Below are 21003 nucleotides of genomic sequence, written 5' to 3'. Positions count from 1 at the left end.
TTGCTTACCTTTCGGTAGGATTCCCCGCATGACTGCTAGCCCGACAGACCCCGCACCCAACCCGCACGCCACGGCCGAAGAGGTCGCGGCCGCGATGCAGGACACCAAGCTCGCCCAGGTCCTGTATCACGACTGGGAGGCGGAGACGTACGACGAGAAGTGGTCGATCTCGTACGACGAGCGCTGCATCGACTACGCGCGCGGGCGCTTCGACGCAGTCGCCGGCGACCAGGACCTGCCCTACGAGCGGGCCCTCGAACTCGGCTGCGGTACGGGCTTCTTCCTGCTCAACCTCATGCAGGGTGGTGTCGCGAAGACCGGTTCGGTCACCGACCTGTCGCCCGGCATGGTGAAGGTGGCGCTGCGCAACGCCGAGGGGCTGGGCCTGCCGGTCGACGGTCGGGTGGCGGACGCCGAGCGGATCCCGTACGACGACAACACGTTCGACCTGGTCGTCGGGCACGCGGTGCTGCACCACATCCCGGATGTCGAGCAGTCGCTGCGCGAGGTGATCCGGGTCCTCAAGCCCGGTGGCCGTTTCGTCTTCGCCGGCGAGCCCACCACGGTCGGCGACTTCTACGCCCGTTGGCTCTCTCGCGCCACGTGGTATCTGACCACCAACGTCACCAAGTTCGGCCCGCTCAGCAGCTGGCGTCGTCCGCAGGCCGAGCTCGACGAGTCGTCCCGCGCGGCGGCACTCGAGGCCGTCGTCGACATCCACACGTTCGATCCGGCGGATCTCGAGAAGATGGCACGTTCGGCCGGTGCGGTGCAGGTGCACGCGGCGTCGGAGGAGTTCACGGCCGCGATGCTCGGCTGGCCGGTCCGCACGTTCGAGGCGGCCGTCCCGGAGGGCAAGCTCGGCTGGAACTGGGCCAAGTTCGCGTTCGGCGGCTGGAAGGCTCTCAGCTGGGTCGACGACAACGTCATGAAGCACATCGTCCCGAAGGGCTTCTTCTACAACGCGATGATCACCGGCGTGAAGCCGGGCGCCACCGACTGATCGATTCTGCTCGCACGTGGGATACGACTTCACACTCGACGATGTCGACTATCTGCGCAGCGGCGACGGTGTCGCCGCGCTCGCGGAGACGGCGGAGTCGGAACTGTCCACGCGCACGCGCCTGGCCGACATCGGTCGGGCGCGTACGCGTTTCGGTGATCGTGCCGGACTGCTGATCGAGACGGTGCTGCTGCGCCGCAAGGCGGAGGCCAAGCTCGACGGGGGAGCGGCGTGGCTGCTCACCGACGATGCGGTGCAGCAGGCGACGCCGTCGCTGGTGGCCCGCCGTCGCAGCGTCCGGTTGACGGGCCGACGCGTCCACGACGTCACCTGTTCGATCGGGGCGGAGTTGTCGGCGCTGGTTCCGGTGGCGGACACCGTGATCGGCAGCGACCTCGACCCGGTGCGGCTGGCGATGGCCGCGCACAACGTGCCCGGTGCGGTGCTGGTGCGGGCGGACGCGCTGCGCCCGTGCACCCGCGACACCGTGGTGATCGCGGACCCGGCCCGCCGCTCGGGTGGCAAGCGCACCCACGATCCGGCGGCGCTGATGCCGCCGCTGCCGGACCTCCTCGACGTCTACGCCGGCCGCGACCTCGCTGTGAAGTGTGCTCCGGGACTGGATTTCGATGCTCTCGACTGGGACGGCGAAGTGGAGATCGTCTCGCTCGACGGCGGGGTGCGGGAGGCGTGCCTGTGGTCGCCGGGCCTGGCCGGGACCGGGGTGCGCCGGCGGGCGAGCGTGCTGCGGTCGGACGGGTCGGCCTGGGAGATCACCGACGCCGAGCCCGACGACATCCCGGAACGCGAACCGGGGGAGTGGATCGTCGACCCGGACGGTGCCGTCGTCCGGGCGGGGCTGGTGCGGCACTACGCGGCCCGGCACGGGCTGTGGCAACTCGATCCGCGGATCGCGTACCTGACCGGCGACCGCGTGCCCGACGGGGTCCGCGGATTCCGGATCCTGTCGCAACTCAAATACACGGAAAAGGCGCTGCGGCAGGAACTGTCGGCCCGGGACTGCGGGTCCGCGGAGATCCTGGTCCGGGGTCTCGACGTCGACCCGGACGCACTGCGGCGTCGACTGAAACTGCGGGGGGCGACGCCACTGTCGGTGGTGCTCACCCGCATCGGGCGCACGCCGGTCGCGTTCGTGTGTGCAGCCCGGGACTGAGCGCCTATTTCAGGACGAACAGTTCGCCGATGAGTGTCGGGGTGAGGATCTCGCCGTCCGGTCCGATCGAGGTGCCGGCGGTGAATCCGGTGGCGCCGGGCAGCACGTCCTGGTCGAGGGTCTCACCGGTTCCGAGGTCGAACGTGAGCAGTGTGACACCGCCGTCGCTGCCGCGGACCGTCGTGTGGCCGGTGCCGCCGGCTGTCTGGGCCGCGCCTCCGACCGGTGCGAGATCGTCGCGTTCCCAAACGGTTTCGACGCTGTCGCCGCGGTCCCGGAGTGCGATCAGGTGCGCGTTCTCGCCGCCTGCCGGGACGATCAGCCCGTCGGCGGACACGGACGGGCCGTCGAGCGGACGGTAGCCGAGGTCGTGGCTCCACTTCGGGGTGCCGGTCTCGGCGTCGACCGCCCACAGCTGCCCGGCATTGTCGTTCGCGTACACCGTGGCCCCGTCTGCGGACAGGACCGGGGCGCCGGCCGGACCGTCGTCGAGCGTCGTCGTCGACCACACCGGTTCGATGCGGGGACTGTCGCCGCCGGTGTACTGCATCGCGACCAGGTCGGCGCGGGACTCTCCCGGCCGGGTGAAGGTGAGCACGAACCGGCCGTTGCCGAGGTCGATCGCGGGTGGATTCGCGACGGGGCATGCCGGGCCGCCGTCGAAGCACGCGTCGAGGCCCAGCCCGTTCGGGACCGGGTCCACGTTCGCGTCCTGTGTGAACGATGCGGGCGGGATCAGGTCGTACGGGGCGGCCACCCGGTCACCGGTCTGCGGGTCGAGGATCACGATCTGCCCGAGATGCGTAACGAACAGCAGCCTTCCGTCACCGGTGAACTGGGCGGACAGGGGTGTTCCGGTCACCGGCCGGAACCACCGCAGCTGGCCGCGCTGGTCGAACGAGCTCATCGCCCCCTCGGTGCCCACGTACACGTTGGTCCTGTCGTCGACGATCGGGGACGACGTCGCCGCCCCGGGGCCCGTCCACACACACCAGCGTTTGCGGCCGGAGTCGAGCTGGAACGACAGCAGGTTGCAGCCCTCGCCGGCCTGGGAGGTGAGGAAGACCTGCCCGTTCGCGGCGACCGTCGCCCGGACCGGAGTCGGGGCACCCACGGGACGCGACCACGTGAATTCCGGTGTGCGGGGGCCGGTGACACCGCTCGTGTCGCTGTTTCGGGCGTCGGCGTGCATGCCCGGCCAGCCACCGCCGCCGAAAACGTTCTCGGTGCCGGAATCCGCGCCGCATCCCACGAGCAGGAGAGCCGAGACCGCCGTCAGCGTTGCCGCCGACGACCTGAGGGCGCGCCGCATTCCATCTCCTCGAGTCGGTGTCTGCCGGTTGTCGACCGGACCCTGCGGGAACCGGCACGGACGAGACTATCCCGGCCACGATTTCGTATCGGCAGACCCCGATTCGTGGGACGCTCGAAGCAGGCTCGGTCGAGGAGGCGTCATGCGCATCGGTGTCCCGAAGGAGATCAAGAGCGGTGAGCTGCGGGTCGCCCTCACCCCGCTCGCGGTGGCCGAACTGCGGGCCCGAGGGCACGAGATCCTCGTCGAGCGGGGCGCCGGTGACGGATCCTCGCTTCCGGACGCGGATTTCGCCGCCGCCGGGGCCCGGATCGTCGAATCTCCGGACGACGTGTGGGCGGATACGGAGCTGATCGTCAAGGTGAAGGAACCGTTGCCCCCGGAGTACGGGCGGATGCGCCGCGGACAGGTCCTGTTCACGTATCTGCATCTCGCGGCGTCCCTCGAGTGCACCGAGGCGCTGCTGTCGAGCGGCGTCACGGCGATCGCATACGAGACGGTCGAGCGGGCGGACGGGACACTGCCGCTGCTCGCACCGATGAGCGAGGTCGCCGGCCGGCTCGCCACCCAGGTGGGGGCGCACGCGTTGCAGGCCACCGCCGGACCGGACGGACTGCGGGGCCGCGGGATCCTGCTCGGCGGGGTGCCGGGCGTGGCGCCGGCCCGGGTCGCGGTCATCGGGGCGGGGAGCGTCGGAACGCAGGCGACGGCCGTCGCGGTCGGTATGGGTGCCCGGGTGACGGTGTTGGACCGGGACGTCGATCGACTGCGGGCCGCGCACACACGGTTCGGTTCGCGGATCACGACGGCGGTGTCCACCGGCACCGAACTCGACGCGATCCTCGCCGATGCGGACCTGGTGATCGGCGCGGTTCTGGTCCCGGGTGCCCGCGCTCCCCGGGTCGTGTCGTCCCGGCAGGTGTCGGGGATGCTGCCGGGCAGTGTTCTGGTCGACATCGCGATCGATCAGGGCGGGTGTTTCGAGGATTCCCGACCTACGACACACGACCATCCCACATTTTCTGTTCACAATTCAATCATGTACGCCGTTCCCAATATGCCGAGCATTGTTCCCCACACGTCCACCCATGCATTGGTAAATGTCACATTGCCGTACGTCGCGGCGATCGCCGGGCGGGGATGGCGGGACGCGATGGCCACGGACCCGTCGCTCGCGAGGGGGCTCAATACCTGGTCAGGGCAGGTGACCCACGCTCCGGTCGCGCTCGCACACGCCCTGCCGCACGTGCCCGTGGACAGTGCCCTGCGCGAGTGACCGGAGGGCGAACAGGACGATTGTGTGAACGGTGTGGGCGTTGTCCGTCCGGCGGCACCGAATTGTTGCCGATCGTTTACATATTCTGCTGCGACACGCCACCGCAGGACGGGTCTAATAGCTTCATGCAGTCGGGAACGGGTAACGAATCCGCGGCGCGGATGCAGGAAACGGACTATCTGCTGGGTTCACCGGCCGCCGGGCGTGCCATTGCGGTGGCATTGGTTGCCGGGATCGCGGCGGCGGTCGGCATCGCCCTGAACTCGGTCGTCGCAGTGGTCGTCACGGCTCTCGTCGGCGCGGTCACCGCCTATCTCACCGCGCACGACGACGATTGGGCGCTCCGCCTGCACCGGCGCCGGGCCCGACGCCGCCGGGTGGCGGTGGCGCCGTCGTGGAAGACGTCGACCACCCCGGCCTGGGACTCTCGGAACGTCGGACGGCACGCCGCGTAACGCACACCCGGGCCACGTGACCGGGCGCACAATACCGGTCCGTAGGCTTGTCGACCATGACGAGCATGTGGGGCGCACCGTTGCGCTCGAGGTGGCGCGGATCCCGTCGGCGGGACAGCGATCAGGCCCGGTTCCTGACGGTGGCGTCGTTGAAATGGGTGATCGCCAACAAGGCGTACACCCCGTGGTATCTGGTCCGCTACTACCGTCTGGCCAAGTTCAAACTGGCCAACCCGCACATCGTCACCCGTGGCATGGTGTTCCTCGGCAAGAACGTCGAGATCCACTCCACCCCCGGCCTGTCGCGCATGGAGATCGGCAAGTGGGTGCACATCGGCGACGGCAACGCCCTGCGCTGCCACGAAGGCTCGCTGCGCATCGGCGACAAGGTCGTGTTCGGCAAGGACAACGTCGTCAACACCTACATCGACATCGAGATCGGCGCCTCGACCCTGGTCGCGGACTGGTGCTACATCTGCGACTTCGACCACCGCACCGAGGACGTCACCTATCCGATCAAGGATCAGGGCATCGTCAAGGGACCGGTCCGGATCGGCCCCGACACGTGGATCGCCGCCAAGGTCTCCGTGCTGCGCAACACCCGCGTCGGCCGCGGCTGCGTCCTCGGCGCCCACGCCGTCGTCAAGGGTGAGATCCCCGACTTCTCCATCGCCGTCGGTTCCCCGGCCAAGGTCGTCAAGAACCGCCGCGCCGAATGGGAATCGGGCGCCGAGGACCGCGCCGCCTACATCGCCGCCCTCGAGGACATCGCCCGCAAGAAGAGTTCCTAGCGCCCGCGTAGTACCAGCCTGTGCGCCCTTGTCGGCAGTAGCAACCACCGACAAGGGTGCACAGCGGTCACCGGCCCGGCAGGGGATGTTCCGGAATCACCGGCCGGGCCAGAGGGTGCCGGACGCGACGTTTCGCGGCCGCGTACACCTGGACGGTTTCCTCGGCGACTTTGCCCCAGTCGAAGTCGGCGGTGAGCCGGTCGCGGGCGGCCCGCGCGCGTACCTGGGCGGCGTCCGGGTCGTCGAGGGTGCGGCGGACGGCACTCGTGAGGCCGTCGACGTCGCCGGGTGCGAAGGACAGCCCGGTCGTCCCGTCGACGACGGCTTCACCGAGACCGCCGGCGGTGGATGCGATCAGGGGGGTACCGGCGGCCGCGGCCTCGAGGGCGATGATCCCGAACGGCTCGTAGCGGCTGGGCAGCACGATCGCGTCGGCGCCGTGCAACCAGCCGAGCAGTTCCTCGTGGTCGAGGTTGCCGAGGAACGTCACCGAACGGACGACCCGGTGGGTGCGGGCCTGCTGCTGCAACCATTCGAACTGGGTACCCTCGCCGGCGATCGCCAACGTGGTGCCGGGATGGGTGCGGCGGATCCGGGGCAGGGCCGCGATCGCGTCCTGAATGCCTTTCTCGTATTCGAGCCGTCCCACGTACAGCAGGGTCGCGGGACCGGACCGGGGGGCGCGCGCCCGATAGTTCCACGTAGTGACGTCGATACCGTTGCGGATCACGGTGATCGGCGGCAGGTCGGGTCCGTACAGCTGCGTGACCTCGTCCTCCATCGACGCCGAGCACGTGATGATCGAGTCGGATTCGTTGGCGAGCCACCACTCCACCGAATGCACCTGTCGGTTGATCTTCCCGGAGATCCAGCCGCTGTGCCGGCCCGCTTCCGACGCGTGCAGCGTCGACACGAGCGGCACGTCGTAGAACTCGGCGAGTGCGATCGCCGGGTGCGCGACCAGCCAGTCGTGGGCGTGCACGACGTCGGGCTGCCAGCCGTCGCCGATCCCGCCCTTCGACAGTGCGACACCGGCCCGGACCATCGCGTGGCCCATCGCGAGCGTCCACGCGAGCATGTCCTCACCGAACACGAAGTGCGGTGAATCCTCCGCGACCGCGACGACGAGGACGCCGTCGGCGATCTCGGTGACCGTCGGATGCGTCGACGCGTCGGTGCCCGTCGGCCGCCGGGACAGCACGACGACCTCGTGCCCGGCGGCGGCCAGTTCGGTCGCCAGATGGTGGACGTGCCGCCCCAACCCGCCCACCACGACGGGCGGGTACTCCCACGACACGATCAGAATCTTCATTTTTTCTCGCTCCCCAGCGGATCAGATGGTCGCGGTGTCGCGGCCGGGCAGTCGCCGCGCGTCGAGCGCGGGAAACAGCCCGTCGGCGGCGTTCCAACCGTCGGCGAGCCTGCGGGCGGTCTCGTGGCGTCCGGACGCGACGGCGTCGGCGATCTCCCGCAACGCGTGCGCGTGCTTGTGGGCCCGGTCGCGCGCGTATCCGGCCGCCGAGTCCTTGCTGACCATGAACGCCCAGTCGCTCGAGACCGTCATCAGCGTCTCACGCAGCATCTGGTCGTGGACCCGATTGCGTAGTTCCGGGGTTTCCCGGTGCGCATCGCGGTCCTTGTCGATCGTGTCGAGCGCGGTCGCGACGACCTCGGCGTTGAGTTGGACGAGGTCGCGCACCTGGTCGCCGGCCCATACCCGCCAGTCCTTGCCGGACCCCCACGACGAGTCCTGCAGTTCGACCGGCTGCCCGACGTAGCCGCGGGCGCGGGCATCGGAAAGGGTGCCGATCTCGATGCCGGCCTCGGGCAGGGCCCGCAACACCTTCTCGAGCCACTGTGGCCCCTCGTACCACCAGTGCCCGAACAGTTCGGTGTCGAAGGCGGCCACCACGAGCGCGTCGCGTCCGGTGCGCGCGGATTCGCTGCGCAGCCGGCGCCGGACGGTCTCGACGAAGTCGTCGACGTGCTTGTCGACGGCCGCCGCGGCGAGGTCCGGATCGTAGGGAGCCTTCTTCTCCGACGGTGTGGTCCGTGACGTGACACGAGCCGGTTTGAGTCCGGTGTCGTGGTCGTACGTGTGGAAGTCGCGGTAGGCGCCGTGGCCGGGGTAGCCGTCCTTCGGTGACCACACCCGGTACGAGACCTCGAGGTCGCGGCCGAACGCCACGACGTCCGAATCCCACACCGGACGGCCGAGCGAGGTGTCGCCGCGCAGGGCGGGACCGTCGACCATGAAATGGGAGACGCCGGCCGCCGCGTACTGCGACTCGAGGCCGGGGGTGTAGCCGCACTCGGGTGCCCAGATACCGGACGGGGTGTGCCCCCAGCGGGCACGGGCGTCCGCGAGTCCCTCGGTGAGGGAGAACGCGCGCAGCCGCGGATCGAGCAGCGGCTGGAACGGGTGCGCGAGCGGGCCACCGAGGAGTTCGAACGTCTCGGCGTCGATCAGCTCCCGAAGAACTGCGGAACCGCCGTGGCGCCAACGGGTTTCGAAATCCTCGAGGGCGGCGGCGGACGCCCGGTGCTCGCGGGCGCCGAGCTCCCGGTGCGACTCCGACCGCATGCCCGCGGCCTCGTGGGCACGCAGCTGCCAGTTGCCGATCCAGTGGTGCATGCCGGCGAGGCAGTGCGGATCGTCGAGCTGCGCCGCCAGCACCGGTGTGATGCCGAGTGTGAGCAGCCGGGTGCGGCCCTCGGCGGCGAGTCGGCGCAGCACCGACGTCACCGGCAGATACGTCGCCGCCCACGACTGGTACAGCCATTCCTCACCGACCGGCCAGCGGCCGTGGTTCGCGAGCCACGGCAGGTGCGAATGCAGCACCAGGGCGAACATGCCCGGCTCGCGGGTCCCCCCGGAAACACCTTTCACGGCAGTCACTTCCGAGGATCCTTGACGGCGATCGCCACGAGATCGAGGCTCGCGTCGATGTCGGGTTCGCGCAGAACGAAATCGTCGACGCCGATCCCCTCGACGTCCCGGCACAGGTCCTCGGGCCACGGCTCGCCGGCCAGGGCCCGCTCGATCTGCGCGTCGATGAAGGACCCGCCGTGCTTGGCGTCGAGCTCCCGCAGACGCGGACCGTGATGGACACCCGTCATGAGTTCCACCCGGAAACCGGCGTCGACCAACAGTTCGGTCAGCTCGGCGGCATTCAACTCACGTGTGTGGAACGGGTTGAGGGGGGTGTCGCGGCCGGGGGAGAACGTGATCCGGTTGGGGGTGCTCACCAGAAGTTCGCCACCGTCGCGGAGCACCCGGTGGCACTCGCGCAGGAACTGGCCCTGATCCCACAGGTGCTCGATCACCTGGAAGTTGACGACCGTGTCGACCGAGCCGTCGGGCAACGGAAGATCGGCGAGATTGCCGTGCAGCATCTCCACCCGGGGGTAGCGGGCGCGGACGTGCTCGACGGCCGAGATGTCGTAGTCGAGACCCGTGACCGTCGTGGCGACATCGGCAATCATGTTGGCGCCGTAGCCTTCTCCCGATCCGGCCTCGAGTACCGCGCGGCCCGCGCAACGGGAGAGCAGATCCCGGTAGACCACCTCGTGGCGGCGGAACCAGTAGTTCTCCTCCGGGATGCCGGGCACGGTCCGCTCGCCGGTCAGGGGCAGGGTGGGGGTGGTCGACTCGCCGGCGGAAGACGGGGTCGGTTCACCGACGGAAGGCGTCGTCGGCTCGCCGGCAGAGGGCATCGTCGGCTCACCGACTGTGGATTTGCTCACCTCAGCGAGGTTAGTGGCCACTCTCGGACACCTGTAAAGGTGGTTCACATCACAGCGGTCGAGACGGGGGTCGCGGTTAGAGTGAGGCCGGATTCCACAAAAGTTACCGGCGGGTAACTTAGCGTGGGGTAACGTGTCGCACAGCCAACGTGCGACGAAATTACTTACGAGAGCTCGGTACAAGTCGCGGAGATTCTCGCGACCATCAGCCGGCTACACACAGGAGGTCGACGAAGACCCATGACGAACATCGTCGTTTTGATCAAGCAGGTCCCCGATACGTGGTCCGAGCGCAAGCTCACCGACGGCGACTTCACGCTTGACCGCGAGGCTGCCGACGCAGTGCTCGACGAGATCAACGAGCGCGCCGTCGAGGAAGCCCTCCTCATCAAGGAGAAGGACGGCGGCGAGGTGATCGTGCTGTGCGCCGGTCCCGACCGCGCCACCGACGCCATCCGCAAGGCGCTGTCCATGGGTGCCGACAAGGCCGTTCACGTCAACGATCCGGCGCTGCACGGCTCCGACGCGGTCCAGACCGGCTGGACGCTGGCTGCCGCGCTCGGCCAGATCAGCTTCGAGAACGGTGAGGCCGCCGACCTGGTCATCGCCGGTAACGAGGCCACCGACGGCCGCATCGGCGCCGTCCCGGCCATCATCGCCGAGTACCTGGGCCTGCCGCAGCTCACGCAGCTGCGCAAGCTGACCGTCGCCGACGGCAAGGTCACCGGCGAGCGCGAGACCGACGAGGGCGTCTTCGGCCTCGAGGCGGGCCTGCCGGCCATCGTCTCGGTCACCGAGAAGATCAACGAGCCGCGCTTCCCGTCCTTCAAGGGCATCATGGCCGCGAAGAAGAAGGAAGTTCAGGTCCTCACCCTGGCCGACCTGGGTGTCGATCCGGAGACCGTGGGTGTCGCCAACGCCGGCACCACCGTCACCGCGTCCACCCCGAAGCCCCCGCGTACCGCTGGCGAGCGTGTCACCGACGAGGGCGACGGCGGCAGCAAGATCGCCGCGTACCTCGTGGGCCAGAAGATCATCTGATCGCACCCCTCGAGACCAGCAGACAAGACTCAGGAGAAGTAAGCAATGGCAGAAGTACTCGTGCTCGTCGAGCACGCCGAGGGTGCACTCAAGAAGGTCAGCACCGAGCTCATCACCGCCGCCCGCGCGCTCGGTGAGCCGTCCGCCGTCGTCACCGGCCCGGCCGGCACGGCCGCGAAGCTGGCCGACGCACTGGCCGCCGCCGGTGCCGCGAAGATCTACGTCGCCGAGTCCGACGACATCGAGGGCTACCTGGTGACCCCGAAGGTCGACGTCCTCGCGAGCCTCGTCGAGACCTCCGGCCCCGCCGCCGTCGTCCTCGCCGCCAGCATCGAGGGCAAGGAGGTCGCCGGACGTCTGGCGGCCCGTATCGGCTCCGGCCTGCTGTCCGACGTCGTCGACATCAAGGCCGACGGCAGCGTCGTCCACTCGATCTTCGGTGGTGCCTTCACCGTCGACGCCAAGGCCAACGGCGAGGTTCCGGTCATCTCGGTCCGCCCGGGCGCCGTCGAGGCCGCCCCGCAGGCCGCGGCCGGCGAGCAGGTCGTCGTCGAGGTTCCGGCCCAGGACGAGAGCGCCGTCAAGGTCGTCTCCCGTGAGCCCATCGTCGGTGGCGATCGCCCCGAGCTCACCGAGGCGTCGGTCGTCGTCTCCGGTGGCCGCGGCGTCGGCTCGGCCGACAAGTTCTCGGTCGTCGAGGAGCTCGCCGACTCGCTCGGTGCCGCCGTCGGTGCCTCGCGTGCCGCCGTCGACTCCGGCTACTACCCGGGCCAGTTCCAGGTCGGTCAGACCGGTAAGACGGTCTCCCCGCAGCTGTACATCGCGCTCGGCATCTCCGGCGCCATCCAGCACCGCGCCGGCATGCAGACCTCGAAGACCATCGTCGCGGTCAACAAGGACGAAGAGGCCCCGATCTTCGAGATCGCGGACTACGGTGTCGTCGGCGACCTGTTCAACGTCGCCCCGCAGCTGACCGAGGCCGTCAAGGCTCACAAGGGCTGACACCCACCCGCTCGGCAACCGACGCCCCGTCACCGCTTCCGGTGACGGGGCGTCGTGCTGTCCTCCGGCGGCGCGCGCTGCGCGCGACTCGACGTCCTGCGCGCTCAATCGTGCGCGCAGGACGTCAACGTGCGCGCGGCGCCTCACCGAGTGGCCGAGGCCGGACCGCGGCGCGGCGCATAGCCCGGTGAATACGGGCACCGATCACCTCCGGACGTGCGAGGTCCCTCCACACCCAGCGCACCACCTCCCAGCCGGCGTCTCGGATCCGGTCCTCGCGTTGCTTCTCCGCGAACACTGCATCCCCGGGGTCCTGGCCGTCACGAAGGTACTTGCCGTACTTCACCTTCCCGTCGAACTCCCCGACGACACCGGCGTCCGAGAACAGGAAGTCGACCCGACCCAGGAATCGGCCGTCCGGGTCGAGCAGCGATCGTTGCAATTCCGGGGCCGGCACGTCGAGCCCGGCGAGTACAACGCGGCTGCGGGACTCGCCGACGCTCTCACTGCGTCCGTCCAGGAACGCGAGCGCCCGCAGTGCGGCGGGGTACCCGGGTCTCCGCTCCGCGTAGGACAGGGCGTCGGCCGGATCGTCGGTTCGGATCGAGCCGGTGTGCAGCGCGGCATCACCGGTGACGACCGCGGACTCGAAAGGAGTTGTCCGGCACAAGTCGGCCACGGTGCGAGCGAGTGAGGTGATGCGGAGGCCGCCTGTTTCCACGACATCCCGATCGGCCAGCGGCGCACAGTGCGAGTGCAGCAGTCGGGTGCGACGGCCGCCGGACGTCCGGACCCGCGTGACGTGGACGCGATCGAGTGGGATCCGCCACAAGGGTAACCCGTGTAGAGCAGCCGCAGACTGGTGACTGACGACGGCGTCCGCACTCACCTTCGGTAGCGTCGCGCGGACGAGTTCGAGGTGTTGCTGCGACGGTTCGAGGTCGGCATGTGCGTCGTGGGCGAGGTAGGCGCCGGGCCGTAATCGGTGCAGCCCGCCGGTGCGGCACAGGGTCCGGATCTCGGCGTCGGTGTAGCCGTGGGCCAGTGCGTCGCTGCGACGGAGCAGCCGTGGTGTCTCGGTCATGTCGTCCATCGTGGAAGCCGGCCGGGGTCTACGCGAGACCCGTTTCGGAATCTGTGGACAACTTCGACGCTGTCCACAGGTTCCTGCGCGCGACTCGACGTCCTGCGCGCGCAATCGTGCGCGCAGGACGTCAACGTGCGCGCAGCGCGTTCACCGAACCTGCATCGACGCGTCACGGAGCAGACGCCCCGGCGCTGTCGACGGGCGATAGACCTGCAGCATGACAACTTCGCCGTTCGTCGAAACCGTCTGTTCTGCGCACACGACCCCGCGCTACTCCCTGATCGTCTCCGCCGACCGTGACCATCGGCAGGCCGCGCAGCGGCTGCGCTACCGGGTGTTCTCCACCGAACCCGGCTTCGTTCTTCCCCTCGACGAGGCGCTGCTCGACGCCGACCGGTTCGACGAGTTCTGTGACCATCTGCTCGTCCGCGACAACCGGACGGGTGAGTTCGTCGGCTGCTACCGGATGCTGCCGCCGGACGGTGCTCGCGCCGCGGGCGGCTACTACACCGCCACCGAGTTCGATCTCGCGAATCTCGACCCGGCCGGTCTGCGGGTCGTGGAGATGGGGCGGGCGTGCGTCGACGCCGCGCACCGGAACGGGTCGGTGCTGGCGCTCATGTGGGCCGGAATCCTGCACTATCTGCAGCTCACCGGCCACGACAGTGTCATGGGCTGTGTGTCGGTTCCGATGCAGGACCGGCCCGACGCGGTGCCGGGGGCGAACGTCCGCGCGGTCCGGGATCTGCTGCTGGCCCGGCACGCCGCCGACCCGGGCCGGTGGGTGCGGCCGCGGCGGCCCGTGCGGGTCGACGGGCGCCCGCTCGACGACATCGCCGCCGCCGAGCGCGCCGTGGTGCCGCCGCTGTTGCGCGGATACCTGCGGTTGGGTGCGCGGATCCACGGGCAGCCCGCCCACGATCCGGACTTCGGTGTCGCCGACTTCGTGGCGGTCCAGAGCCTGCACGGCGCGGACACCCGCTATCTCGAGCGGTTGCGTCGGGCGTCGGCGGTGGTCGAGGCCGCGGCGTGAGCGGGCACGCGTGGCAGCCGGTGAGCCCGTGCGGTGCGGGGTGTCTGCCGCGGCGTCCGGAACGGGTGCCGACGGTGGTGGCGGCGGCCCGCTGGTGCGCCCTGGTCCTGGTGGCGTCGTCGACGCTGCTGCTGCCGCTGGTACGGCTGCTGCCGGCCGGTCTGCGGACGGCGGTGCACCGCAGCCTGGCGCGGGTGGCATTGCACAGCATCGGGATTCGCCTCGATCGAGGACGCCGGGTGGACGTCGGTGAGATGGGTGGGGGTGCGTTCGTCGTCGCGGGGCACACGTCGTGGCTGGATGTCCTGGTACTCGCAGCGGTGACGCCGGGCCGGTTCGTCGCCCGCGCGGATCTGGTGTCGTGGCCGCTGCTCGGTGTCGTGGCCCGGTGGGCGGGTGTCGTCCCGATCGAACGGGACCGGCTGCGCCGGCTGCCCGCGACGGTCGCGGTGGTGCGGGATCGGCTGGCGGCGGGGGAGACGGTGATCGCGTTCCCGGAGGGCACCACGTGGTGCGGCCGGGTGTACGGGCGGTTCCGTCCGGCGCTGTTCCAGGCCGCGATCGATTCGGGCCGGCCGGTGGTGCCGGTGTCGATCGGCTATGTCGACGCGTCCGGGGAGCGGACGACGGGCCCGAGTTTCGTGGGCGACGAGGAGATCGGCGCGTCGATGCGGCGGATCCTGCGGAGCCGTGGCGTGCGGGCCGAGGTGGTGGTGGGTCCGGTGCAGCGGCCGGGTGGGGATCGTCGCGAACTCGCCGCTCGGTGCGAGCGGTACGTGCGACGGGTGGCCGGCGCCTCCGCGGACGTGACCGCTGCGGCGGACGGGCTATCCTTGACGGGCCATGATCTCGCCTGCGCCCAGTCCCGCGGTCTACCTCGACCACGCCGCGACCACCCCGATGTATCCGGCCACGATCGAGGCGATGACCGAGATCTTCGCGACCGTGGGCAACGCGTCGTCGTTGCACGGGTCGGGTAGGGCCGCCCGTCGCCGGATCGAGGAGTCCCGCGAGTCCATCGCGGCGTGCCTCGGTGCCCGCCCGTCCGAGGTGATCTTCACCTCCGGCGGCACCGAGAGCGACAATCTCGCGGTCAAGGGCATCTTCTGGGCGCGACGGGACGCCGATCCGCGTCGTACCCGCATCCTGGCGAGCGCTGTCGAACATCATGCGGTGCTCGACGCCGTCGAGTGGCTGGTGACGCACGAGGGTGCGCAGGTGACGTGGCTGCCGGTCGACGAACACGGCGCCGTCGACCCGGAGACGGTGCGGACCGAACTGGCCCGCCACGCCGACGAGGTCGCGCTGGTGACCGTCATGTGGGCCAACAACGAGGTCGGCACGATCAACCCGGTGTCCGAGATCGCTGCGATCGCCTCCTCCTACGACGTCCCGATCCATTCCGACGCGGTGCAGGCCGCCGCGCATCTGCCCGTCGACTTCGCCGCGAGCGGACTGTCGGCGCTGAGTCTCGCCGGGCACAAGCTCGGCGGCCCGCACGGCGTCGGCGTCCTGCTGCTGGGCCGGCAGGTGCCGTGCGTGCCGCTGCTGCACGGCGGCGGGCACGAGCGCGACGTCCGCTCCGGCACGCAGGACACCGCGTCGATCGTCGGGCTCGCGGCGGCGCTGCGGATCACGACGGCCGAGATGGACGAGCGGGCGGCCGAGCTGACCGAACTGCGGGACAGCCTGATCTCCGGGGTGCGGGCGATCGTGCCCGATGCGATTCTCAACGGTGCGACGGGTGCGGCGCGACTGCCCGGTAACGCGCACTTCACGTTCCCCGGCTGCGAGGGCGATTCGCTGCTCATGCTGCTCGACGTCGCCGGGGTCGAATGTTCGACCGGGTCGGCGTGCACGGCCGGGGTCGCGAGCGCGAGTCACGTGTTGACGTCGATGGGTGTCGACCCGGTCGTGGCACGGGGTTCGCTGCGATTCTCGTTGGGGCACACGTCGTCCCGACGCGACGTCGAGGCGCTGCTGGCGGCGCTGCCACAGGTGATCGAACGGGCCCGGGCCGCCGGACTGGCCGACACGACACGGAGGTAATCGGTAGATGCGAGTTCTGGCAGCGATGAGCGGCGGTGTCGATTCCGCGGTCGCCGCGGCGCGCGCGGTGGCCGCCGGCCACGACGTGGTGGGGGTGCATCTGGCGCTGTCCACTGCGCCGGGCACCCTGCGGACCGGGTCGCGGGGCTGCTGCTCCAAGGAGGACGCGGGCGATGCCAAGCGGGCCGCCGATGTCCTCGGAATCCCTTTCTACGTATGGGATTTCGCCGACCGCTTCAAGGAAGACGTGATCGACGACTTCGTCGAGTCGTATGCGGCGGGGGAGACCCCCAACCCGTGCCTGCGCTGCAACGAGAAGATCAAGTTCTCGGCGCTCGCGGAGCGGGCGTACGCGCTGGGTTTCGACGCGGTCGCGACCGGCCACTACGCGCGGCTCGAGAACGGTGAGCTGCGGCGCGCCGTCGACGCCGACAAGGACCAGTCGTACGTGCTCGCGGTGCTCACCGCGAAGCAGTTGTCGCGGGCGATGTTCCCGGTCGGCGACACCCCCAAGGAACAGATCCGCGCGGAGGCCGCCGAGCGGGGCCTCGCGGTCGCGAACAAGCCCGACAGCCACGACATCTGCTTCATCCCGTCCGGTGACACCCGGGCGTTCCTCGGCGCGAAGATCGGGATCCGTCCCGGCGCCGTCGTCGACGCCGACACCGGTGAGGTGCTCGGGCAGCACGACGGCGTCCACGGGTTCACGATCGGCCAGCGCAAGGGCCTCGGTGTGGAGGGGCCGGCCGCGAACGGCAAGCCCCGCTACGTGACCGCGATCGAACCCGAGACCGGCACCGTGCAGGTGGGTTCGGTGGACCGGTTGAACGTGTGGACGATCACCGCGGACCGGCCGATCTGGACGTCGGGGCAGACCCCCGAGGGGCCGATCGAGTGCGTCGTGCAGGTGCGCGCGCACGGCGGTACCGCGCCCGCGGTCGCCGAAGCCACGCCCGACGGCATCGTGGTCCGGCTCGCCGAGCCGCTGACCGGTGTCGCGAAGGGGCAGGCCGTCGTGCTGTACCGCCCGGACGCCGCCGGTGACATCGTGATCGGCAGCGGCACCATCTCGGGCACGTCCACGGACCGGCCGTGACGGACACCCGGGTTCCCGTCGGGGTGGCGACGGGCATCGGGTCGTGGCCGGGTACCGATCCGCGGATGGCCGCGGAGATCGTCGTCGGGGAACTGCCCGGCCTGCCGCATCTGGTGGAACTGCCCGCGCGCGGTGTCGGCGCCGATCTGATCGGCCGGGCCGCGGCACTGCTGGTCGACATGCCGCTGGACACGTCCACCACCGGGTACCGGCTGGCGCAGCGGCCCGGTGCGGCGACCCGGGCGGCCCGCGATTTCCTGGCCCGTGACCTCGATGCGCTCGAGGAGGCGTGGGAACTCGCGGGGCTGCGGGGCAGTAACCGTCCGGTGAAGGTGCAGGCGGTGGGACCGTTGACGCTCGCCGCGCACACCGAACTGTTCGGCGGCCACCGGGTGCTCACCGACCGCGGCGCACTGCGGGACGTCACGGAGTCGTTGGCGGAGGGCGTCGCGAACCACGTCGCCGAGGCCGCCCGGCGGCTCGGCTCCCCGATCGTGGTCCAGTTCGACGAGCCGTCGCTGCCCGCCGTGCTGGCCGGATCGCTGCCGGGGGTGTCGATTCTGCAGTCGCCGCCGGCGCTGCCGGAACCGGAGGCCCTGGATCTGGTGCAGCGTGCGGTCGGGACTGTCGGTGTGCCGACGACGATCCACTGCTGTGCCCCCGATCTTCCGTGGAACCTGTTGCGCCGCAGCGGTGCGACGATGATCGGGTTCGATGTGAGCACCCTGCGCACCGCCGATCTGGACGGGGTCGGCCGGCTGCTCGACGACGGCGTCGATCTCGGGCTCGGGCTGGTGCCGACGGCGTCCGATCCGGTTCCCGGGTGGCGGGACCTGGCGGAGCCGGCGACGCGGCTGCTCGACCGGCTCGGGTTTCCGCGGGAGTATCTGGCGTCGCGGGTCGCGGTCACCCCGGCGTGCGGACTGACCGGCGCGAGCCTCGACCGGGCCCGGGACGTCCTGCGTGGCGCGGCCGAGCTGACCCGTGCCTTCGCGGACGGCGCGGACCCCGACGCGCGGCGCTGAACGGGAGTCGGCGCCGCGCTTTCCCCGGCGGATCCTGTCGGTCGGCTGCGATAGCCTTCCGGGGTGGATCCGAACGAAGCCGTGACTGCCGTGACCAGCCCGTCGGACATCGAGGTGCACCCTGCGAGCCCCGTGGACCGGGAGCGCTGGCAGGAGCTGGCGGAGATCGTGCGGAACCATCAGTTCCGTTACTACGTGCTCGACTCGCCGATCGTGTCCGACGGGGAGTTCGACCGGCTGTTCGGCCAGTTGAACGCGATCGAGGAAGAGCACCCCGATCTGCGGACGCCGGATTCGCCGACCCAGCTCGTCGGTGGTGGCTTCGCCACCGAGTTCGCGGCCGTCGACCACCTCGAGCGCATGCTCAGTCTCGACAACGTCTTCGACGAGGACGAGATGCGGACCTGGGTGAGCCGGGTCGAGGCCGAGATGTCGGCCGGTGACGTGCACTACCTGTGCGAGGTCAAGATCGACGGTGTCGCCCTGAACCTGGTGTACGAGAACGGGAAGCTGGTGCGGGCCGCGACGCGAGGGGACGGGCGCACCGGTGAGGACGTCACCCTCAACGCCCGGACCATCGCCGACATCCCCGAAAACCTCACGCACTCGGACGAATACCCGATTCCTGCGCTCCTGGAGGTGCGCGGCGAGGTGTTCTTCCGGCTCGAGGATTTCGCGGCGCTCAACGCGTCCCTCGTCGCGGACGGCAAGGCGCCGTTCGCGAATCCCCGCAATTCGGCGGCGGGGTCGCTGCGGCAGAAGAATCCCGCGGTCACGGCGCGCCGCCGGCTCGGCATGATCTGCCACGGTCTCGGCCGCACCGAGGGTTTCGCCCCGGCCTCGCAGTACGAGGCCTACACCGCACTCGCGGCGTGGGGGCTGCCGGTCTCGACCCACACCACCCGGGTCGTCGGCGCCGATGCGGTGATCGAGAAGGTGCGGTACTGGGGTGAGCACCGGCACGACGTCGAGCACGAGATCGACGGGCTGGTCGTGAAGATCGACGAGATGTCGCTGCACCGGCGGCTCGGGGCCACGTCGCGGGCGCCGCGGTGGGCGGTCGCGTACAAGTATCCGCCGGAGGAGGCCACCACCAAGCTGCTCGACGTCCGGGTGAGTGTCGGGCGCACGGGCCGGGTGACGCCGTTCGCGTACATGGAGCCGGTGCTGGTGGCCGGGTCGACGGTGGCGTTGGCGACGCTGCACAATGCGTCGGAGGTCGCCCGCAAGGGGGTGCTGATCGGCGACACCGTCGTCATCCGCAAGGCGGGGGAGGTGATCCCCGAGGTACTCGGCCCGGTCGTCGACGTGCGGGACGGCACCGAACGCCCGTTCGTGATGCCCACGCAGTGCCCCGAGTGCGGGACCACGCTCGCACCGGCGAAGGAGGGGGACGCCGACATCCGCTGCCCGAACACCCGGTCGTGCCCGGCGCAGTTGCGGGAACGGGTGTTCCACGTCGCGGGGCGCGGCGCGTTCGACATCGAGGTCCTGGGCTACGAGGCGGCGACGGCGCTGCTGCAGGCCGGGGTGATCGGGGACGAGGGCGACCTGTTCTCGCTCACCGAGGACGACCTGCTCGAGGCCCCGCTGTTCCGCACGAAGGCCGGGAACCTGTCCGCGAACGGACGGCGCCTGCTCGACAATCTGGGCTCGGCCAAGGTGCAGCCGCTGTGGCGGGTGCTGGTGGCGCTGTCGATCCGGCACGTGGGCCCGACGGCGGCACGGGCGCTGGCGGGCGCGTTCGGCAGCCTCGAACGGATCGAGTCCGCGAGTGTCGAGGAACTCGCGGCGGTCGACGGGGTGGGCGGCACGATCGCGGCGGCGGTGGTCGACTGGTTCACCGTCGACTGGCATCGGGACATCGTCGGCAAGTGGCGTGCGGCGGGGGTGAGCATGGAGGACGAGCGGGACGAGTCGATCGTGCGGAACCTCGAGGGACTGTCGATCGTCGTGACGGGATCGCTCGACGGGTTCTCCCGGGACGAGGCGAAGGAGGCGATCCTGGTTCGCGGCGGCAAGGCGGCCGGGTCGGTGTCGAAGAAGACGGCGTTCGTGGTGATCGGTGACGCCCCGGGATCGAAGGCCGTCAAGGCAGAGGAACTGGGGGTGACGATCCTCGACGAGGACGGGTTCCGGCGTCTGCTCGAGTACGGTCCCGACGGTGTCACCGGCCCGGACGACGTCGAACAGTCGGAGTGACCGGCAGAAGCACAGAGCGACAGGAACTTTCGCACTTCGGGGGCCGACTTGTCCACGTGACGAACGCCACGTCTACGACGCGGTGTCGTTGATGTGGTGCCGGGTTGCAGGTCCCGGGCGTGGTCCGCGAATCTCACGCCTCGAGAATGTGACATGTGTCTCGGACGTGTTCTCGAAACGGTTTTCCTGCTGTCGGGGTCGACTGTCATCATGACGCCATGATCGATATCCGCACCGCGACACCTGCCGACTTCGACACGATCGGCGATCTCACCGTCGGCGTCTACATCGGTGACGGCTTCGTGTCGAGGGACGACGGCTACGCGCAGCTCCTGCGCGACACCGCGACCCGGGCCGAGCAGGCGCAGGTCGTCGTCGCCGAGGTCGAGGGCGAGATCGTCGGTTCGGTGACGATCGCCGAGCCCGGCACGCCGTTCTCGGACGTCGCCGACAAGGGCGAACTCGAGTTCCGCATGCTGGCGGTCGCCCAGTCGGCCCGCGGCAAGGGGGTCGGGTCGGCGCTGGTGCGGCACGTTCTCGACATCGCGTACGAGCGTGGCGACCAGGCGGTGGTGATCTCCACCCAGCCCGATATGGCCGACGCCCGCCGCATCTACGACCGCAACGGTTTCGTGCCCGCACCGGACCGCAACTGGGAGCCGGTGCCCGGCGTCGAACTGACCGCGCTGGTGCGCGAACTCGTCTGACGG

General features: G+C 70.1%; 19 protein-coding genes. 14 read left to right on the top strand and 5 right to left on the bottom strand.

Annotated elements, in window-relative coordinates; translation table 11 throughout:
* Positions 1-28: 28 nt before the first annotated feature.
* Together Q5696_RS14755 and Q5696_RS14750 are read left to right on the top strand one after the other, a co-directional pair.
* Positions 29-1003, top strand: a complete 975-nt coding sequence (locus Q5696_RS14755) for a class I SAM-dependent methyltransferase (RefSeq protein WP_305092062.1) — start codon at positions 29-31, stop codon at positions 1001-1003.
* 16 nt (positions 1004-1019) lie between these two features.
* A complete protein-coding gene (locus Q5696_RS14750; protein ID WP_305092061.1) occupies positions 1020-2177 on the top strand; it encodes a THUMP-like domain-containing protein in 1158 nt (385 codons plus the stop codon).
* A 4-nt stretch (positions 2178-2181) separates the two neighbouring features.
* Here Q5696_RS14750 and Q5696_RS14745 read toward each other — a convergent pair whose 3' ends face one another.
* A complete protein-coding gene (locus Q5696_RS14745; RefSeq protein WP_305092060.1) occupies positions 2182-3489 on the bottom strand; it encodes an outer membrane protein assembly factor BamB family protein in 1308 nt (435 codons plus the stop codon).
* A 142-nt stretch (positions 3490-3631) separates the two neighbouring features.
* Between Q5696_RS14745 and ald the strand changes: the two genes are divergently transcribed.
* The 3 genes from ald to Q5696_RS14730 all read left to right on the top strand — a co-directional run bounded on the left by ald (position 3632) and on the right by Q5696_RS14730 (position 6011).
* The gene (gene ald, locus Q5696_RS14740) at positions 3632-4765 is read left to right on the top strand and encodes an alanine dehydrogenase (protein WP_305092059.1); all 1134 of its coding nucleotides are present in this window, start codon (positions 3632-3634) and stop codon (positions 4763-4765) included.
* A 125-nt stretch (positions 4766-4890) separates the two neighbouring features.
* Positions 4891-5220, top strand: a complete 330-nt coding sequence (locus Q5696_RS14735; RefSeq protein ID WP_305092058.1) for a hypothetical protein — start codon at positions 4891-4893, stop codon at positions 5218-5220.
* 56 nt (positions 5221-5276) lie between these two features.
* On the top strand, positions 5277-6011 hold the full coding sequence (locus tag Q5696_RS14730) for an acyltransferase (protein WP_305092057.1): 735 nt from the start codon (positions 5277-5279) through the stop codon (positions 6009-6011).
* Positions 6012-6078: 67 nt separating this feature from the next.
* On the opposite strand, the gene Q5696_RS14725 is transcribed toward Q5696_RS14730, so the two are convergent.
* The 3 genes from Q5696_RS14725 to Q5696_RS14715 are packed head-to-tail and all read right to left on the bottom strand — an operon-like array spanning position 6079 to position 9758.
* A complete protein-coding gene (locus Q5696_RS14725; RefSeq protein ID WP_305092056.1) occupies positions 6079-7323 on the bottom strand; it encodes a glycosyltransferase family 4 protein in 1245 nt (414 codons plus the stop codon).
* Between the two features lie 21 nt (positions 7324-7344).
* Positions 7345-8865, bottom strand: a complete 1521-nt coding sequence (locus Q5696_RS14720; RefSeq protein ID WP_305095308.1) for a 1,4-alpha-glucan branching protein domain-containing protein — start codon at positions 8863-8865, stop codon at positions 7345-7347.
* A 41-nt stretch (positions 8866-8906) separates the two neighbouring features.
* Positions 8907-9758 carry a class I SAM-dependent methyltransferase gene (locus Q5696_RS14715; RefSeq protein ID WP_370654798.1) on the bottom strand — a complete coding sequence of 284 codons (852 nt, stop codon included), beginning with the start codon at positions 9756-9758 and terminating at the stop codon, positions 8907-8909.
* A 240-nt stretch (positions 9759-9998) separates the two neighbouring features.
* Between Q5696_RS14715 and Q5696_RS14710 the strand changes: the two genes are divergently transcribed.
* Together Q5696_RS14710 and Q5696_RS14705 are read left to right on the top strand one after the other, a co-directional pair.
* Positions 9999-10799: an electron transfer flavoprotein subunit beta/FixA family protein gene (locus Q5696_RS14710; RefSeq protein ID WP_305092055.1), complete on the top strand. Its 801-nt coding sequence runs from the start codon at positions 9999-10001 to the stop codon at positions 10797-10799.
* Between the two features lie 45 nt (positions 10800-10844).
* Positions 10845-11801 carry an electron transfer flavoprotein subunit alpha/FixB family protein gene (locus tag Q5696_RS14705; protein ID WP_305092054.1) on the top strand — a complete coding sequence of 319 codons (957 nt, stop codon included), beginning with the start codon at positions 10845-10847 and terminating at the stop codon, positions 11799-11801.
* 124 nt (positions 11802-11925) lie between these two features.
* On the opposite strand, the gene Q5696_RS14700 is transcribed toward Q5696_RS14705, so the two are convergent.
* Positions 11926-12885 (bottom strand): type IV toxin-antitoxin system AbiEi family antitoxin domain-containing protein, encoded by a 960-nt coding sequence (locus tag Q5696_RS14700; RefSeq protein WP_305092053.1) that lies wholly within the window; start codon positions 12883-12885, stop codon positions 11926-11928.
* A 220-nt stretch (positions 12886-13105) separates the two neighbouring features.
* On the opposite strand from Q5696_RS14700, the gene Q5696_RS14695 reads away from it, so the two are divergent.
* From Q5696_RS14695 to Q5696_RS14665, 7 genes are all read left to right on the top strand, one after another.
* Complete coding sequence (locus tag Q5696_RS14695) at positions 13106-13921, top strand: GNAT family N-acetyltransferase (RefSeq protein ID WP_305092052.1); 816 nt, start codon at positions 13106-13108, stop codon at positions 13919-13921.
* Positions 13918-14901 (top strand): lysophospholipid acyltransferase family protein, encoded by a 984-nt coding sequence (locus Q5696_RS14690; protein WP_305092051.1) that lies wholly within the window; start codon positions 13918-13920, stop codon positions 14899-14901. Before Q5696_RS14695 ends, Q5696_RS14690 begins: the two co-directional genes overlap by 4 nt.
* Positions 14822-15970 carry a cysteine desulfurase family protein gene (locus Q5696_RS14685; RefSeq protein ID WP_305095306.1) on the top strand — a complete coding sequence of 383 codons (1149 nt, stop codon included), beginning with the start codon at positions 14822-14824 and terminating at the stop codon, positions 15968-15970. Before Q5696_RS14690 ends, Q5696_RS14685 begins: the two co-directional genes overlap by 80 nt.
* 7 nt (positions 15971-15977) lie before the next feature.
* Positions 15978-17066: a tRNA 2-thiouridine(34) synthase MnmA gene (gene mnmA / locus Q5696_RS14680; protein ID WP_305092050.1), complete on the top strand. Its 1089-nt coding sequence runs from the start codon at positions 15978-15980 to the stop codon at positions 17064-17066.
* Positions 17063-18091, top strand: coding sequence for a methionine synthase (locus Q5696_RS14675; protein WP_305092049.1), 1029 nt, complete (start codon positions 17063-17065; stop codon positions 18089-18091). The genes mnmA and Q5696_RS14675 overlap by 4 nt, the downstream gene beginning before the upstream one ends.
* A 114-nt stretch (positions 18092-18205) precedes the next feature.
* Positions 18206-20293, top strand: coding sequence for an NAD-dependent DNA ligase LigA (ligA, locus tag Q5696_RS14670; protein WP_305095305.1), 2088 nt, complete (start codon positions 18206-18208; stop codon positions 20291-20293).
* Positions 20294-20511: 218 nt separating this feature from the next.
* Positions 20512-21000 carry a GNAT family N-acetyltransferase gene (locus Q5696_RS14665; protein ID WP_305092048.1) on the top strand — a complete coding sequence of 163 codons (489 nt, stop codon included), beginning with the start codon at positions 20512-20514 and terminating at the stop codon, positions 20998-21000.
* Positions 21001-21003: the final 3 nt, after the last annotated feature.

This window comes from Prescottella sp. R16, assembly GCF_030656875.1.
Lineage (GTDB): Bacteria > Actinomycetota > Actinomycetes > Mycobacteriales > Mycobacteriaceae > Prescottella.
The sequence above is the reverse complement of the archived record's forward strand: the minus strand, read 5'-3'. Positions and strand labels throughout refer to the sequence as shown.

Bases quoted from the DNA above. Each gene is read 5' to 3' on its own strand.
- Q5696_RS14755 (WP_305092062.1), top strand. From the start codon at position 29: ATGACTGCTAGCCCGACAGACCCCGCACCCAACCCGCACGCCACGGCC.
- Q5696_RS14745 (WP_305092060.1), bottom strand. From the start codon at position 3,489: ATGCGGCGCGCCCTCAGGTCGTCGGCGGCAACGCTGACGGCGGTCTCG.
- ald (WP_305092059.1), top strand. From the start codon at position 3,632: ATGCGCATCGGTGTCCCGAAGGAGATCAAGAGCGGTGAGCTGCGGGTC.
- Q5696_RS14735 (WP_305092058.1), top strand. From the start codon at position 4,891: ATGCAGTCGGGAACGGGTAACGAATCCGCGGCGCGGATGCAGGAAACG.
- Q5696_RS14730 (WP_305092057.1), top strand. From the start codon at position 5,277: ATGACGAGCATGTGGGGCGCACCGTTGCGCTCGAGGTGGCGCGGATCC.
- Q5696_RS14725 (WP_305092056.1), bottom strand. From the start codon at position 7,323: ATGAAGATTCTGATCGTGTCGTGGGAGTACCCGCCCGTCGTGGTGGGC.
- Q5696_RS14720 (WP_305095308.1), bottom strand. From the start codon at position 8,865: ATGTTCGCCCTGGTGCTGCATTCGCACCTGCCGTGGCTCGCGAACCAC.
- Q5696_RS14710 (WP_305092055.1), top strand. From the start codon at position 9,999: ATGACGAACATCGTCGTTTTGATCAAGCAGGTCCCCGATACGTGGTCC.
- Q5696_RS14705 (WP_305092054.1), top strand. From the start codon at position 10,845: ATGGCAGAAGTACTCGTGCTCGTCGAGCACGCCGAGGGTGCACTCAAG.
- Q5696_RS14700 (WP_305092053.1), bottom strand. From the start codon at position 12,885: ATGACCGAGACACCACGGCTGCTCCGTCGCAGCGACGCACTGGCCCAC.
- Q5696_RS14695 (WP_305092052.1), top strand. From the start codon at position 13,106: ATGACAACTTCGCCGTTCGTCGAAACCGTCTGTTCTGCGCACACGACC.
- Q5696_RS14685 (WP_305095306.1), top strand. From the start codon at position 14,822: ATGTATCCGGCCACGATCGAGGCGATGACCGAGATCTTCGCGACCGTG.
- mnmA (WP_305092050.1), top strand. From the start codon at position 15,978: ATGCGAGTTCTGGCAGCGATGAGCGGCGGTGTCGATTCCGCGGTCGCC.
- Q5696_RS14665 (WP_305092048.1), top strand. From the start codon at position 20,512: ATGATCGATATCCGCACCGCGACACCTGCCGACTTCGACACGATCGGC.